Annotated in this window: 10 protein-coding genes; 6 read left to right on the top strand and 4 right to left on the bottom strand. The window is 64.6% G+C overall.

Going from position 1 to position 15,979, the window contains the following annotated elements:
• Positions 1-185 precede the first annotated feature (185 nt).
• Positions 186-593, bottom strand: a complete 408-nt coding sequence (locus QMX78_RS14735) for a S4 domain-containing protein (RefSeq protein ID WP_282270843.1) — start codon at positions 591-593, stop codon at positions 186-188.
• A gap of 106 nt (positions 594-699) precedes the next feature.
• Here QMX78_RS14735 and QMX78_RS14730 point away from each other — a divergent pair, with 106 nt between their 5' ends.
• The gene (locus QMX78_RS14730) at positions 700-2,154 is read left to right on the top strand and encodes an MATE family efflux transporter (protein ID WP_282270841.1); all 1,455 of its coding nucleotides are present in this window, start codon (positions 700-702) and stop codon (positions 2,152-2,154) included.
• A 122-nt stretch (positions 2,155-2,276) separates the two neighbouring features.
• Here QMX78_RS14730 and QMX78_RS14725 read toward each other — a convergent pair whose 3' ends face one another.
• From QMX78_RS14725 to QMX78_RS14715, 3 genes are all read right to left on the bottom strand, one after another.
• Entirely contained in the window at positions 2,277-3,632 is a 1,356-nt protein-coding gene (locus tag QMX78_RS14725; RefSeq protein WP_282270839.1) for a Gfo/Idh/MocA family oxidoreductase, read from the bottom strand.
• A gap of 116 nt (positions 3,633-3,748) precedes the next feature.
• Entirely contained in the window at positions 3,749-6,691 is a 2,943-nt protein-coding gene (locus QMX78_RS14720) for a TonB-dependent receptor (RefSeq protein ID WP_282270837.1), read from the bottom strand.
• 157 nt (positions 6,692-6,848) lie between these two features.
• Positions 6,849-10,211, bottom strand: coding sequence for a TIM-barrel domain-containing protein (locus tag QMX78_RS14715; protein ID WP_282270835.1), 3,363 nt, complete (start codon positions 10,209-10,211; stop codon positions 6,849-6,851).
• A gap of 316 nt (positions 10,212-10,527) precedes the next feature.
• Here QMX78_RS14715 and QMX78_RS14710 point away from each other — a divergent pair, with 316 nt between their 5' ends.
• The 5 genes from QMX78_RS14710 to nagA are packed head-to-tail and all read left to right on the top strand — an operon-like array spanning position 10,528 to position 15,880.
• Positions 10,528-11,682 (top strand): SIS domain-containing protein, encoded by a 1,155-nt coding sequence (locus QMX78_RS14710; RefSeq protein WP_282270833.1) that lies wholly within the window; start codon positions 10,528-10,530, stop codon positions 11,680-11,682.
• Positions 11,675-12,625 carry an ROK family protein gene (locus tag QMX78_RS14705; protein WP_282270831.1) on the top strand — a complete coding sequence of 317 codons (951 nt, stop codon included), beginning with the start codon at positions 11,675-11,677 and terminating at the stop codon, positions 12,623-12,625. Before QMX78_RS14710 ends, QMX78_RS14705 begins: the two co-directional genes overlap by 8 nt.
• Before the next feature lie 2 nt (positions 12,626-12,627).
• Positions 12,628-13,962 (top strand): D-tagatose-bisphosphate aldolase, class II, non-catalytic subunit, encoded by a 1,335-nt coding sequence (locus QMX78_RS14700; protein ID WP_282270829.1) that lies wholly within the window; start codon positions 12,628-12,630, stop codon positions 13,960-13,962.
• Between the two features lie 26 nt (positions 13,963-13,988).
• Positions 13,989-14,771: a DeoR family transcriptional regulator gene (locus tag QMX78_RS14695; protein ID WP_282270845.1), complete on the top strand. Its 783-nt coding sequence runs from the start codon at positions 13,989-13,991 to the stop codon at positions 14,769-14,771.
• On the top strand, positions 14,768-15,880 hold the full coding sequence (gene nagA, locus QMX78_RS14690; RefSeq protein ID WP_282270827.1) for an N-acetylglucosamine-6-phosphate deacetylase: 1,113 nt from the start codon (positions 14,768-14,770) through the stop codon (positions 15,878-15,880). Before QMX78_RS14695 ends, nagA begins: the two co-directional genes overlap by 4 nt.
• Positions 15,881-15,979 lie beyond the last annotated feature (99 nt).

Here is a 15,979-nt window from a genome sequence, read left to right as displayed (position 1 = left end):
GAGCCATGCTCGGCAGAGGCTTTACTGGTAATGCCCAATGCCGAGCATGGCTCGGCACTACAGGTTTGGCTTCTTCGGTAAAGCCCCTGCCGAGCATGGCTCGGCACTACAGGGGGGGATTTTCCGGTAGAGCCCCTGCCGAGCATGGCTCGGCACTACAGGTGAATCGTTTTCGAGGACGCCGGTCAAAGCGCGTCGAGGTCACCCAGGGCGCGGATCAGACGCCGGGCGCGCTTGTCGGGCTTGTGCTCCGGGGCCTGGTAGCCGGTGCGTTCGGCGGCGCGGCGAAGGTGCAGTTCGTGACGCGCCTGTTTAGAGGCCGCCGATTCTTCGTACATGGCCTGCGCCACCGGCGCCGAACCGCGTTTGTCACTGAGCCCGCGTACCGCGATCTCGAAGATCTCGTCGCCACGCTGCACCCGCAGCGCATCGCCCAGGCGGATGGCGCGGGACGACTTGGGACGTTGCCCTTCCACGTCCACCTTGCCGGTCTCCACCGCCTGCTTGGCCAGGCTGCGGGTCTTGAAGAAACGTGCAGCCCACAGCCACACATCAAGACGAATGCTTGCTACCGCTACGACTTCACCACTCATCGCGTTGCCATGACTCCCTTGTTGCCGCCCAAGCGGTGATACCTGCCACCGCCGCGCTCACCTGCAAGATGCTAGTGTGCCTGCCCCGATCCCGACAACGTTGTCCATGTCGAAACCCAAGCAAACCCGTTCGCTGACCGAAGGTCCAATCGGGACCAGCCTGCTGATGTTCGCGCTCCCCATCCTGGCTGGCAACATCGCCCAGTCGCTGAATGGCTCGGTCAATGCCATCTGGGTGGGCAAGTTCCTCGGCGAGGCAGCACTGACCGCCACGGCCAACGCCAACAACATCATGTTCTTCCTGATCGGCTCAGTGTTCGGTATCGGCATGGCCGCGACCATCCTGATCGGCCAGTCCATCGGTGCCAAGGACCTGCCGCAGGCGCGACGGGTGATGGGCACCAGTGCCACCTTCTTCATAAGCCTGTCTGCGGTGATCGCGGTACTGGGCTGGTTCCTGTCGCACCGCCTGCTGGTGGCGATGGGCACGCCAGCTGAATCGCTGCCGATGGCCGATGCCTACCTGAAGGTCATCTTCCTGGCGATGCCGCTGCTGTACGCGTTCGCCTTCATCACCGCCGCCCTGCGCGGCGCCGGCGATGCACGCACGCCGTTCCGCTTCCTGCTGTTGGCGGTGTTGATGGATATCGCCTTCAACCCGTTGCTGATCTTCGGCGTGGGTCCGTTCCCGGAACTCGGCATTGCCGGTGCAGCGTGGGCCACCTTCTTCTCGCAGGGCCTGGCACTGGCCGGCCTGATGCTTTACCTGCGCAACAAGCGACACATGCTGTGGTTGGGACGCAAGGACATCGGCCTGCTGAAGATCGACACCGTCATCCTCAAGGCGCTGGTGGTCAAGGGCGTGCCGATGGGCCTGCAGATGATCCTGATCTCGCTGGCGATGATCATGATGATCAGCATGGTCAATGGCTACGGCGTGGAAACCGCCTCGGCCTATGGCGCTGCGATGCAGTTGTGGACCTATGTGCAGATGCCGGCCATGGCCATTGGCGCGGCCTGCTCGACGATGGCCGCACAGAACGTCGGCGCCGGGCTCTGGCCACGGGTGGAAGCCACGGCACGCACCGGTGTGCTGTTCAACTTCCTGCTGACCGGTGCCTTGATCGCGCCGATCATCCTGTTTGATCGCAGCACCTTGGCGTTGTTCCTGCCTGCTGCCAGCGAGGCGCTGGAGATCGGCCGCCACCTGAACCACATCGCGGTGTGGTCGTTCCTGTTCTTCGGGGTCAACTTCGTGCTGTCCGGCGTGGTTCGTTCCACCGGCGCGGTGCTGCCACCGCTGTTGATCCTGGCAATCGGCATGTGGGGCATCCGCGTGCCGTTCGCGTTGTGGCTGCAGCCACGCTTTGGCGCCGATGCGATCTGGTGGAGCTTCCCGGTCAGTGCGCTGTGCTCGATGCTGATGATCATGGCCTATTACCGCTGGGGCAATTGGCGCAGCGCCAGCATCCTCGACAAGTCGGCACAGGCCACACCGGCGGAAGTGCCGGCCACGCCGCCGTCACCGGTGGCGGATCCTGACGTGGAATTGGAGCGCTAGAAAGCGTTGTGGGAGCGGCGTCAGCCGCGAAGCTGGCATTGCTGGAAGGGCCGAAAAGCTCAACCCCTCCCCAGCCCTCCCCTACGCCTTCGGCGCAAGGGAGGGGGAAGAACCACGGCTGATCAATAACTGCCGTCGAAGGCGAAGATCGGCTTGCGCTGTTGCCACAGGCCCTTGGTGAAGTCCGGGAACTCCAGGGTCTGGAAGCTGTTGGCAATCGACTGCTCGGACAACGGCGTGATCGCGCTCCAGGTCACGGCGTCATAGATGTCGATCGGCATCGGTGCCTTGGCCTTTAATGCCTCGACGAAGGCGTGGATCACGAACCAGTCCATGCCACCGTGTCCAGCGCTTGCGGCGGTATCGGCATGCTGCTTCCACAGCGGGTGCTCGTACTGGTCCTGGTAGGTCTTGAACTCTTCCCACTGGTGCGGCGGGCTGCGGCCTTCGATGTGGATGCCGTGGTTGACGTCCATCCACAGGCCCTTGGTGCCCTGCACGCGGAAGCCCATCGAATACGGGCGCGGCAACGAGGTGTCGTGCTGCAGCAGGATGGTCTCGCCGTTCTCGCAGGCCAGCGTGGTGGTGACGATGTCGCCGAGCTTGAACTTGACCTTGGTACTCGGGTGGGTGGTCCCGCCGCTCTTGGCAACGGTGTACTCGTGCAGGCCGCGCGCCTTGCTGGCGAAGGCATTGATATGGGTGAAACGGTTGCCGCGGTTGATGCCGGTATACATCGCGCACGGGCCGATGCCGTGGCTGGGATACAGCTCGCCATTGCGTTGTACCGAATGCTCGGTGCGCCAGCGTGCTTCCGACCAGCCCTTGGCGCCGAACTCAACGCCGCTGTCGTAGGGATGCTCCGGCGTGCCGTCGTTGAACTTCACCCCGCGCAGGTCGTGCTGGTAACCGCCCTGCAGGTGCACCAGTTCACCGAACAGGCCTTGCCGCACCATCTGCAGCGCGGCCATCACGTCACGGCGATAGCAGACGTTCTCCAGCAGCATGTACGGCGTGCCGGTGCTGAGCTGGGTGTTGAGCACATCCCAATGGTCCTGCAGGGTGATGCCGGCGACTACTTCGCAGCCCACCGCGACCTTGGCCTGCATCGCCGCGATCGCCATCGGTGCATGCAGCTCCCATGGGGTGGCGATGATCACGCCATCCAGGCCGCGCTGCTCCAGCAGGCGCTTCCACGCATTCTGGTCACGGTCGGCGCCGTAAGCCTGCGGTGCCGGCTTGCCGGCCTTGGCCACCATGTCCATGGCGCGGCCGAGCATGATCGGCTCGATGTCGCACAGGGCAACCACTTCGACGTCGTCGCGGCGTACCAGTTCCTTCAGCAGTACCTGGCCACGCATGCCGGTGCCGATCACGCCCAGGCGCACCTTGCGGCCGCGTGCCCAGGCCGGCGTCTCCGGCAGCAGGCTGGTGGCGGCCAGGGCCGCGCTGGCCATGATGAATTCCCTACGCTTCATTGTGTTTCCTCTTTCAGGGGTCGTGCCGGTCATGGCAGGCGTGCCGCGACCGTGCTGACGGTGTCACTGTCTTCCCCCTCATGCAATGCATGAGAGGGAAGCGCTGCTGCGGTGGATCAGAACTTGTAGGTCGCGGTCACGCTGTAGATGCGGCCGAAGTTGTTGGCGTAACCGGCGAAGTTCATCCAGTCGTTCGGGTCGTAGAACGGTAGGCGGTTGAACAGGTTCTTGACGGTCACACCAACGCTCAGCTTCTCGATCGGACGCCAGTTCACGCTCAGGTTGGCCGTCCACCATGCCGGTGCGCCACCGCAATGGCCCGGGGCCAGATCGAGGTAGCTGCCGGTGCAGGTCTGGGCGTTGTTGTCCTGCGCATCGATGCGGTCATAGGCCCACTTGGTACCGCCGACATAGTTCACGTAGAACCCGGTATCCCAGTTGCCATACGTCCAGTTGGTGTTGAACGTGGCGCGCACCTTCGGGTTGTTGTAGTAGCCAACCACGTTGCCGTAGTACCAGCCGTCACCGTTGTCGGAGTTGTACATGTTGCGGTTGGCAATCGTCGCCGCCACGCCGATGTTCAGGCGGCCCCATTCACCCAGGTCGAAGCGGCTGCGCAGGTCCACGTCGAAGCCGTCGATCAGGGTGCGGCCACGGTTGCTGTACTGGCCGATCACGCTGGCCACGTTGCCGATGCTATAGCCCGGCAAGGTGCCCGGGCAGGTCACGCCGCTGGCCGGGTCGTTGCACATCGCAGCCAGGGCCGCGAGGTTGGACCTGTCGGACTCGGTGATCGGGAAGCGGGTCATCGAATCGATGTCTTCTTCCTTGCTGTAGTCCGGTGCAACGATTTCATCGCGGCGGTACACGAACCAGTAGTCCGCCGACACCGACAGCCAATCGGTCGGCTCCAGCACGACGCCCAGCGTGGCGATCTTCGCCTTCTCCGGCTTCAGGTCCTGGTTGGGCTGGGTCATGCGCGCCACGTTGCGGCTGCAATCGCTGTTCCACAGGCTGTTGCCCAGGTCCTTGTCGACGACGCGGTTGGACTGCCGCAGCAGGCCGGCGATTGCATTGGTTTCGGCGCAACGGACTTCATCGCGATATCCACCAATCTGCGCATACACGCCACCGCTACCCGCTTCAGCCAGGCTCGGTGCACGGAAGCCCTCCGAATAGGTACCACGCAGCATCAGCTGCGGCAGTGCCTGGTACTTCAGGCCGATCTTCGGCGCGGCATTGGCGCTGAAGCCCGGGTACTTGTCCAGGCGCAGTGCCAGGTCCATCTCGAGCTTCTCGGTGAGCGGCACCACGGCTTCGGAGAACAGCGCGTAGGTGTTGCGCTTGCCGTCGAACCACGAGCCGCCCTGCTGGGTGATCAGGCCGTTGGCGGCATCCGGGTTGCCCGGCGTGTAGAAGGTCTCGCGGGTGGCATTGAAGCCGAACGCGGCGCGCACTTCACCGGCCGGCATGTTGAACAGCGGGCCTTCGATCTTGCCGTCCAGGGTGTGCAGGCGGGTCCACGACTCGATGTCGAAGGTCGGGAAGGCTTCGCGGATCAGCGCCGCGTTGGCTTCACTGATCTCGCCGAACTTGTAGGCAGGGTGATCGGAAATGATGACGCGGCCGGTACCCGGATCGATGGTGTACGGACCGAAAGCTTTCTCGAAGCCTTTCAGGTTGACGTTGGTGGTCTGGTAAGTGACCGAGTGCGAGCCAGCAGTGGCGAACGCGGTTTCCCAATTCCAGTCGCCGGCAGCACCACGCAGACCTGCCACCACACGGTAGCTGTCGTCGGTATTGCGCTGACCGAAGTGGCCACCGCCGACGTCCTGCAGCAGGTAACCCAAACCGACCACACCGCCATTCATCGCCTTCAACTCCGGGCTGGCGTGGTTGTATTCGTTGTTCGGGCCGAGCCACGGGGTCAGGAACTGGTTGACCGTATTGCCGGTGTTGCGCGAAAACCAGCTCTGCGGATTGCCGGTGGTGGTGCCGTAAGCACGCGGCGTACCGCCATTGGCGTGCAGGTCGATGTCGGTGTAGGTGACTTCGGCGAATGCCTCGGTGCTGTCATTGAGCTGGTAATGACCATTGACGTAGGCAGTGACGCGCTTGGAATCCGCGCCGCCGTTGATCTGCCGGTTCATCCAGGTCTGCCAGATGCAGCGCGTGCCACTGCTGACCTGCAGCACGTTGTTGCAGCCCGGTGCAGCCTCGTCCTTGCGCACGCCGGTGACCGGATCGATGGCGTAGTAATAGCCGGGGTTGAACACGCCCGGCGCACTGCCGGTGTCCAGCCGCAGGTTCTTGATGTAGTCCGGATTGTTGACGTAGAACTGGCCCGGGTGCTTGAGGTACCACTCGCTGTCCGGAATACCGTCGCGCTCATAGAGGTTGACGCTGGCATAGATGTTGTAGCCATCCTCGGCCATGTCGCCGAAACCGCCAGTGACGCTGGCCTGCTTTTCACCGAAGGAATCAAAGCGCGGGGCGGTATCCCAGGTGCCGCTGACTTCCAGGCCCTGGTAGCTGCTCTTGGTGATGACGTTGATGACGCCGGCCACCGCATCGGTGCCGTACACAGCCGACGCGCCATCGGTCAGCACTTCCATGCGCTCGATGACGGCGGCAGGAATGGCATCGATGTTGACGAACTGGGTCTGGAAGCCAGCCGGCGCGCCGTAATACGACAGGCGGCGACCGTTCAACAGCACCAACGTGCCCTGTGCGCCGAGGCCACGCAGGTTGGCCTGCGACGCGCCGTCGGAGCCGGTGAACAGGGACTTGGAATCAACCTGACCCGGTCGTGCCGCTGGCAGATTGTCGAGCACCTGCAACAGCGTGCGCGCGCCCATGTTTTCGATGTCCTGCTTGCTGATCACCTGCACCGGCGATGCGGTTTCCACATCCGTGCGGCGGATGTTGGAACCGGTGACCTCGATGCGGGACAACTCGGTGGTCTTGTCCCTTTCCTTTTCAGCCTTGTCCTGCGCGAAGGCAGGTGCGGCGATGGCGAACAGCACGCTGGCGACAGCCAACGATAGTGGAGCTTGCAAACAGCGTTTGGCACTGCGGTTGGCTGGCAACATCGGGGTTCTCTCCTGGCAAGGGCACGCAAAAAAAACAGCAGTTGGCGGGCAAAGCGATCCCATGCCACGGTTCTTGGACCGTAGCCGGGGGTAATCCGGTGGGAGGAGCGGTGTTACGGGTGGGTCATGGCGCGAGGATGTCGGCGGAATCGCCCTCCTCGCCGATCAGTACGGCATTGGCCCAGTTGGCGCAGACCTGGGACGGTTGGCTACCCTGCGCGCCCAAGGTGCGCAGACTCAATCTGGACAGACCACGGATGTCGAGCTCGGGCTTGACCACGCCCGGTGCTTTCACAAAACCGCTGTCATAGAGCAGGCGGTCATCGCCCCAGACCTGGAACTGCAGACCACCGGCCTGACGGCATTGGTCGTCGACGCCGAGGTCGGCGCGCAGTGTTTTCCACTGCCCCTTCAGGCTCATGTCGATGCGGCTTTGAGCACCAACGCCGAGGCCACGGCGGAACTGCAGGCCGTTCATGCGCATTGGCACAGCGGCAGCGAACGAACGGTCGGCGTGTACCTGGGTGGCCAATACGGCCGGCAGCGGCAGCTGGGAGAGGTATTGCTGCCGCGCCGGCCGCTCGGCCGTTTGCTGCTCAAGGATATGGAAGGTGGACAGTGCAATCGGGCCAACATCGCGCGGCTGCAGTGCATCCACCGCACGCGCGGTGCTGCCCTGCGCTGCGGTCACCATCGGATCGGCACCACTTGCGCCGTCACCGTCGGGGTTCTGCACGCTGAGCACGCGGAAGCGCAGCAGGCGGCCGGCGTGGGCAGGGAAATCGATGCGCTGCAGTTCCTGCTTCAGCTGCAGATGGCCCGTAGCAATCGGCTTGCCCCACTCGCCATTGCTGTCGGCCATGTAGATTTCGTAGTCACGCACCTGACCATGCTTCCAGTGCTGGTCATTGCGCGGCGCCAGTTCGATGCCGTCGATCAGCTTGCGCTCGCCGAAGCCCACCACCCACTCGTGGGCGCCGGTACGGATGGCTTGGTTGCGCACGCTGCGGAACCACGTTGCCGGATCGTCGTCGAAGGCATTTTCCAGCGGATGGCCGGGTTCTTCGGCCGGACGGTTGACCACCAGCAGACTGTCGGACGGCAGCGCGCGGCCCAGCTCCGGTGCGTTCGGGAAAACGTCATCAGCCAGCGCGGCGGCAACCGGGAAATCCAGCTGCAGTTTCAGCGGCGCGCGGATGTCCTGGCTGGCAGTACGCACATGCAACGTACCCTTGCGCTCCTTGCCATCGAAGTACCAGCCTTCACTGGCTGCCTGCAATGCAGCGGCATCAGCAAGCTTGGGCAGCGCGCGGCCATCCAGCTGCACGGCAGTCGGTGCGCTGCGATTCAACACGCGCAGGCCGTAACGGCGCTGCGCCAACTGACCTTGATACTCGCCCTGTACCGGCGCGATCTCCACCTGCACCGGGCCACTGCCCTGCGCCGGTGCCTGCACGCGGATCTGCTGCGTGCTGGACTCACCCTTCTGGTAACGGCGGGTACTGCCATCGTCTTCATACAAGGTGTAGCTGGATTCACCCTGCGGATACAGATCGAAGGTCACCTCATCCAGCGGCTTCTCGCCGTCGAACAGCATCTCCGGATACATCGGCAGGATCGCTCCAGCGCGCACGAATACCGGCAGCGTTGCCAGTTCGACCGGGCGGTCGAGCTGCTTGCCTGCAGCACCGGCCTGCAGATGGCGGCCGTCCCAATAGTCGTACCAGCCGCCAGCCGGCAGATGGATGTCACGGCGCCAGCCACGGCTTGCGGCCTGGCTGCGATAGACCGGCGCGACCAGCAGATCGCGGCCGAGCAGGAACTGGTACTTGTAAGTTTCGTCCTGCGCGTGCGGGTCCTGCGGGTTGTCCCACATCAGCCCGCGCACCGGCGGTGCACCACTCTGTGCGGCGTCATGCACCAGTCCGTACATATACGGGGTCAGGCGCATTTTCAGCTTGAGGTAGTCGCGGTTGATCGAGCGGTAGGGCTCATCGAAGGCCCAGGGGTGCTTGCGCGCGTTCGACGACCAGCCGGACATGCCCATCAGCACCGGAGTAAAGGTTTTCCACTGCAGGTCGCGGGTGAAGGTCTCGGCGCTACCGCCGAAGATCGCATCGACGTCGCCGCTGGCATAGGCCATGCCCGACAGGCCCGAACCCACCAGCGTCGGCACGTGCCAGCGGATGTAATCCCAGCTGCTGCTCTGGTCGCCGGTCCATGCAACCGCATAGCGCTGGATGCCGGCCCAGCCCATCACCGTCCACAGGAAGGGGCGCGAATCGGAATTGTTGAGGATGCCGTCGAAGGCCTGGCGGTTGGCATCCATCGCGAACTGATAGCCCTGCCCGGTCCAGGCCACGTCCAGCTTCTGCACGCGACTGCCGGCCTTGCCGACTTCCCAGGCAATCTTGTCGACGCCGTTCTCGGTCCACAGGCCGGTCTTGAAGCCGTACTTGGCCAGGCCCTGCACGGTCTCCGGCAGCTGTTTGTAGCCGCAGCCATAGCCGTCGTTGGGCAGGATCCAACCGCCCGGCATGTCGTTCTCGCGGTACTTGGCAGCGACGCTGTTGACCACATCGATGGTGGTGCCGGTGGGGCCATCGCTCCAGCCTTCGGGCACGCTGCCGGGCTTCTTGATGTTGTCGCCGTCGTTGTAGCAATCGGCATCGCCGTAGGACAGCGCCCAGCGCGCGACCATGTTCGGGCGGCCGGTCAGCTGGGTGTAGCGTTCCAGCAGCCGCTGCAGATCATTGCCGACGAAGTAATAGGCGTCGAAGCGGTCTTCGCGGTGCAGCAGCGTGGCCTGGTCCGGCTGGCGCAGGTCATAACTGCCGTCGCTCCAGGTATTGCGCAACATGCCCCAGCCCCGAGAGCTGAGCAGCATCGGCGCCGGGCTCGGGCGGTCGCCCTCTTCCCAGCCACCGGAATAGGAAACCTCAAGTTCGCGGCCCTTGAACTGGAAACGGCCGTTCTGCTGGCCGCCACCGTAGAAGGCTTCATCGGCCTGCGAGGACAGCACCTGCACGCTCTGCTCGGCGCTCAGATCCAGCGGCTGCTGTTCCTGCCATAGCGACACCGGCTTGCCGCCGTCCAGACGCTCCAGGCGCAGCTGCAGGGGCTGCCGCTGCACATGCAGGACCAGCGCCGGAGTACGCACGCGGATTTCCTGCGCGTCTTCTTCCAGCTGCGCCTGCACCTGCTGCACGGGCTGCGGCAGCACGATGGGCGCGGCCTTGTCGCCGGCGCCGGTCAGTTTGCCGTTGCGGCCGGCTTGCACATGCACGATGTCGTTGGCCAGCACCTCGATGCGCAGGGTGCTGCCGTTGTCACTGCGTACGTCCCAGGCACGCACGCCGTCGCGGCCATCGCTGGCGGTGACGGAGCGCAGATTGCCGATGGGCTCGGCCTGTGCGGTCACTGCCGGCAACAACAAGGCCGAAAGCAGCGCCAGCAGCAGCGGCGATTGACGAACGCAGTGTTCCACCTTGCCTCCAACCCGTTCAACGGGCGTTTCGAAACCGAGTGCGCCGACTCTAGGGCAGGAAATCGAAAGATGTCAACAAAATGAAAGCAAAAGATAAGTAAGATTTCTTGCAATCGAAAGATGGTGCACAGCACCAACTTTCACATCGCGAAGCTGAGCGTATTCATTGCTGCGAAAGGGTTTCCCGGGAAACCTTTCGCTTCGGACGATTCTCAAGCGAACAAAGTCGAATCAAATAGTTTCTTTCGTTTTGCTTTCGGTATTTGACATTTCGAAAGAAAAGAAAGATGGTGCGCTGGCCAATCAGGAATCACACATGGATGCCACCCTGCTTCACGATCTGACCGCCTGGCAGCGCCTGGGCGGAGCCGATACCGCTACCGAAATCGCCCAGCAGCCCGCGCTGTGGGAAACCCTTGCCCTCGACCTGCAACAGGCCAGCGCGCGCCTGCAGGATTTCCTTGGGCAGCGCCTGTCCGATCCACGGCAACGGGTGATTTTCACCGGCGCCGGCAGCTCCGGTTTCATCGCCGAAATGGTGGCCGACACCATCAATGCGCAGTGGCCGGCCGAAGTGCGCGCCGTGCACACCACCAGCCTGCTCACCCACCCGGCGCTGTACCTGCAACGCGATCGCCCGACCCTGCTGGTGTCGTTCGGCCGCAGCGGTTCCAGCCCGGAAAGCGTGGCCGCCGTCGATCGCGTGCGCGCCGACGTCGACGATGCCCGCTTCCTCGATATCACCTGCAATGCCGAAGGCGAGCTGGCTCGTCGTGGCACCGGCCGCGAGGACACCTGCACGCTGCTGATGCCGGCCGCCAGCTGCGACCGCGCCTTCGCCATGACCAGCAGCCTGAGCTGCATGCTGCTGACCGCACTGACCGTGTTCGACAGCGCACCGTGGGCCGAACGCGTACAGCGCCTGCAGCAGGTTGCCGCACTCGCACGCCAGGGCTTGGGCAACTGGGATGCAGCGGTAGCTGCACTCGCTGCGCAGCCCTACAACCGCGTGATCTACCTTGCCAGTGGTCCACTGGAAGCGCTGGCCCGCGAGGCCGCGCTGAAGGTATTGGAGCTCACTGCCGGCCGCGTGCTGGCACTGGCCAACACGCCGTTGGGTTTCCGCCACGGTCCCAAGTCCACGCTCAATGATGAAACCCTGGTCGTCGTGCTGCGCAGCGCCGAGCCGCTGTCGCGCCGCTACGAGCAGGATCTGCTGGAAGAACTGCGCGCTGATGGCGTTGCCGGCAAGGTATTGTCGATCGGCCCGCATTCGGACCTTGGCATCCACGACGACTACACCTTGTCCGTGCCTGCCCTGCCTGACAGCTGGTTGGCGCCGGTGTGGCTGCCGTTCGTGCAGCTGTATGCACTGCAGCGTTCGGCCGCACTCGGCCTGACGCCGGACAATCCGTTCCCGGACGGCACCGTCAACCGCGTGGTCAAGGGCGTCACCATCCACCATGGCTGATACCCGCGCCCCGGCCTGTTACGGCATCGACATCGGCGGTACCAAGATTGAACTGGTGGCCTGCGATGCCGCCCTGCAGGTCGCGTGGCGCAAACGCATCGCCACCCCACAGGGCGACTACAACGGCTTCCTGCAGGCAGTGGAAACGCTGGTTGCAGATGCCGATGCCGAACTCGGCCAACGCGCCGAAGCCATCGGCATCGCCCTGCCCGGCGTGCGCGAGCGTCGCAGTGGCCGCCAGCTCAGTGCCAACGTACCGGCACTGACCGGCCAATGCGTCAGCGCCGACCTGCAGGCACGCCTGCAACGGCCGCTGCATTTCGGCAACGACCTGCAATGCTTCGCCTTGTCCGAAGCACACGGTGGCGCGGCGGACGGTTACGCCAGCATGTTCGGTGCCATCCTCGGCACCGGTGCCGGCGGTGGTTACTGCCTGCACGGCAAGCTGGTCGGCGGCTTCAACGGCCTGGCCGGCGAATGGGGCCACTGGAGCGTGCCAGCCAACCTGCTGCAGCGGCATGGTTTGCCGCTGCTGGATTGTGGCTGCGGCCTGCGCGGCTGCGTGGAGCGCTATGTCTCCGGCAGCGGCGTGGCCATGATCGAACGTCATCTTGGCGGCAATGCGGCCAACGCCAGCGAAGTCATCGCCCAGGCCGAGGCGGGCGATATCCGCGCCATGCAGGCGCTGGACATCCACCGCGACCTGCTCGGCCACAGTTTCGCCGCGCTGATCCTCGCGCTGGACCCGCACGTCATCGTGCTCGGCGGCGGTCTGTCGCAATACGCGCCGCTCTACCAGCAGCTGCCCGCGGCCATCGCCGCACATCTGTTCAACGGCGTGGAAGTGCCGCCCATCGTGCCACCGCGCTTCGGCGATGCCGGCGGTGCCCGTGGTGCCGCCCTGCTCGCCTGCCAACCCGCTTACCTGATTCCCGGAGCTTGACCATGTCACCGCTGCAATCCCTGCTCGCCTCTCATCGCCAAGGCCACAACGTCGGCCTGTACAGCGTCTGCTGCAGCAACGAACAGGTGTTGCGTGCGGCCATGCATGTGGCCGCGCAGCACGGCACCGTGTTGCTGATCGAAGCCACCTCCAACCAGGTCGACCAGTTCGGCGGTTACACCGGCATGACCCCGCCGCAGTACCGTGCCTATGTGGAAGCACTCGCCGATGAAGAAGGCTTCCCGCGCGCGCAGCTGATCCTGGGCGGCGATCACCTCGGTCCCAACGCCTGGCAGAAGCAGCCGGCCGCCGAAGCAATGGCCAATGCGCGCGTGCTGATCGAAGCCTATGTCGCCGCCGGTTTCCACAAGATCCATCTGGACTGCAGCATGTCCTGCGCCGATGACCCGACCCCGTTACCCGATGCTACCGTCGCCGCACGTTCGGCCGAGCTGGCGGTCATCGCAGAAGCCACTGCCAAAGCCAATGGCCTGCCGCCGCCGGTCTATGTGATCGGTACCGAAGTGCCGATCCCCGGTGGTGAAGCCTCGCTGGCAGGCGGCCTGGCCGTGACCACGCCGGCCGCTGCCGCGCAGACCCTGGCCATCCACCAGCAGGCCTTCGACACGCCGGAACTGCGCGATGCCTGGCAACGCGTAATCGCGATGGTGGTGCAGCCGGGCGTGGACTTCGACCACAGCAGCGTGCACGAATACGACGCCGCCGCTGCCAGCGAGCTGGCTGATTTCCTCGAACAGCAGCCGCGCATCGTGTTCGAAGCGCACTCCACTGACTACCAGCGCGAGTCCGGCCTGCATGCATTGGTGCGCGACCACTTCGCCATCCTCAAGGTCGGCCCGGCCGCAACGTTTGCCTACCGCGAAGCGCTGTTCGCGCTCGCCGCGATCGAAGCCGAACTGCTGCCAGATGCGCAGTGCTCCAGGCTGCCGCAGGTACTGGAACAGGTGATGCTGGCCAAGCCGAAGAACTGGCAGGCGCATTACCACGGCGATGAAGCCACGCTGCGTCTGCTGCGCTCCTACGCCTTCAGTGACCGCTGCCGCTACTACTGGGGCGAGCCGGAACTGCTGCAGGCGGTGCAGACATTGTTCGCCAACCTCGAAAAGCACACCCCGCCGCTGGTGCTGCTCAGCCAATACCTGCCGGGCCAGTACGTGGCGGTGCGCGAGGGCCAGTTGGCCGCCACGCCAGCGGCCCTGGTGCAGCATCGCGTCGGCCAGTGCCTGGGCGAGTACGCGCGCGCCTGCAGCGCCAATCAGGCAGGTACGCGCAAGCAAAGCGAAAGTTTGCGCACCCAAAACCTTGCGAACGGTTAATCTCCGCTTTCAAACGCACACGAGAGCTGACCATGCGCAATACCCGTCCCCGCCGACAGCAGATCCTGCAACGCCTGATTGACCAGGGCTCGGTGCAGGTTGCCGAACTGGTTGACCAGTTCGGCGTGTCGGCGGTGACCATCCGTACCGACCTGGGCCACTTCGAGGCCCAGGGCCTGGCCACGCGCACCCACGGTGGCGCGACGCTGGTACGCATGCCGCCGCAGGAACAGGACATCCACGAGAAAGATGCGCTGAACCTGTCGCTGAAGGAATCCATCGGCATGCGCGCCGCGCAGCTGGTTCAACCCGGCGACAACATCATCATCGACTCCGGCTCCACCACCATGACGCTGGCCCGGCATCTGCGCGATCACCGCGATGTCACGGTGATGACCAACGGCTTGAACATTGCCTGGGAACTGGCCAACGCACCGGCGGTCAACGTACTGCTGACCGGCGGCCTGCTGCGCAAGCAGTCGCTGTCGCTGCAGGGCAGCCAGGCCGAAGCCAGCCTCACCTCCTACAGCTTCGACACCTTGTTCCTGGGCGTGGATGGTCTGGACCTGCAGTTCGGCCTGACCACCCATGACGAAGCCGAAGCCCGTCTCAATCACCGCATGGTCGAACGCGCACGGCGCATCGTGGTGCTGACCGACGCTTCGAAATTCGGCCGCGTCAGCCTGCACCGCATCGCCCGCCTCGACCAGATCCACGCCATCATCACCGATACCGGCATCGACGATGCCACCCGCGAGGGGCTGCAGCGCCAGGGCATCGAAGTGATCACCGCCGAGCCACCGCTATGACCGCTACCCGCAGCCTGTACGGCCGCATTCTCACTCCCTTGGGCTGGCGCCGCGGCCACGTCCACTTCGACCAGCAACTGCGCACGCTGGACGTGGAAGACCATGCTGGCGACGGCAGCGATCTGCCGATCATCCTGCCCGGCTTCATCGATCTGCACGTGCATGGCGCAGCCGGCGTGGATTTGATGCAGGGCGGCGATGTCGCCCGCCGCATCGCCCACACCCATGCGCGCTACGGCACCACCACCCTGCTCGGCACCACCATGACCGCCGAGTACGCCGAGATCGAGAACGCCCTGCGCGGTGTCGCCCAGGTGATGGCCGCGCCGGACGCAGACGCCGCACAGATCATCGGCGTGCATCTGGAAGGCCCCTTCATCAGCCCGCAGCGTTTGGGCGCGCAGCCGCCGCGGACGCTGGAGGCAACGCTGGAGTCGGTGCAGCACCTGCATGCCCTGGCCCCGATCAAGGTGCTGACGATCGCGCCGGAGATCGGCCAGCACACCGCTTTGATTCCGGCCTTGGCAGCGATGGGCATCCGCGTGCAGATCGGCCACAGCGCTGGCAGCTACGACGATGCGGTCGCCGCCTTGCAGGCTGGCGCGGTTGGCTTCACCCATCTCTTCAACGGCATGACCGGCGTCGATCACTACAAACCCGGTATCGCTGCCGCCGCCTTGGCGCATGCCGAATACGCCGAACTGATTCCAGACCTGCAACATGTCCATCGCGGCGCGATCCGCATGGCGGTGCGCGCGATCCCACGCCTGTATGCGGTCACCGATGCCACCGCCGCTACCGGCATGCCCGATGGCGAATATGCGCTGGGCGAACAACGCGTGCACAAGTGCATGGGCTGCGTGCGGCTTTCGACCGGCTCGCTCGCCGGCAGCGCATTGACCATGGACCAGGCCCTACGCAACCTGGTCGATGTCGGCCTGGAACTGGCCGATGCCTCGCAACGTGTCTCCACCATCCAAGCCGATTACCTCGGCCTGGAAGACCGCGGCCGCATCGCGCCGGGCCTGCGCGCGGACATGGTGGTGCTGGACCCGCAATTGAAGTTGCAACAGGTATGGATAGCCGGCAACCCGATCGACCCAAGCTGATCCGCTCCATGTAGTGCCGAGCCATGCTCGGCAAACCGCGCGGATGCGCAGCGCGATCCGGCAGCGCATACACCGGAACGAAGTGCAGCCGAGCATGGC

The organism is Stenotrophomonas sp. PS02298, from assembly GCF_029959445.1.
In the GTDB taxonomy this organism is placed as follows: Bacteria; Pseudomonadota; Gammaproteobacteria; order Xanthomonadales; family Xanthomonadaceae; genus Stenotrophomonas.
The sequence above is the reverse complement of the archived record's forward strand: the minus strand, read 5'-3'. Positions and strand labels throughout refer to the sequence as shown.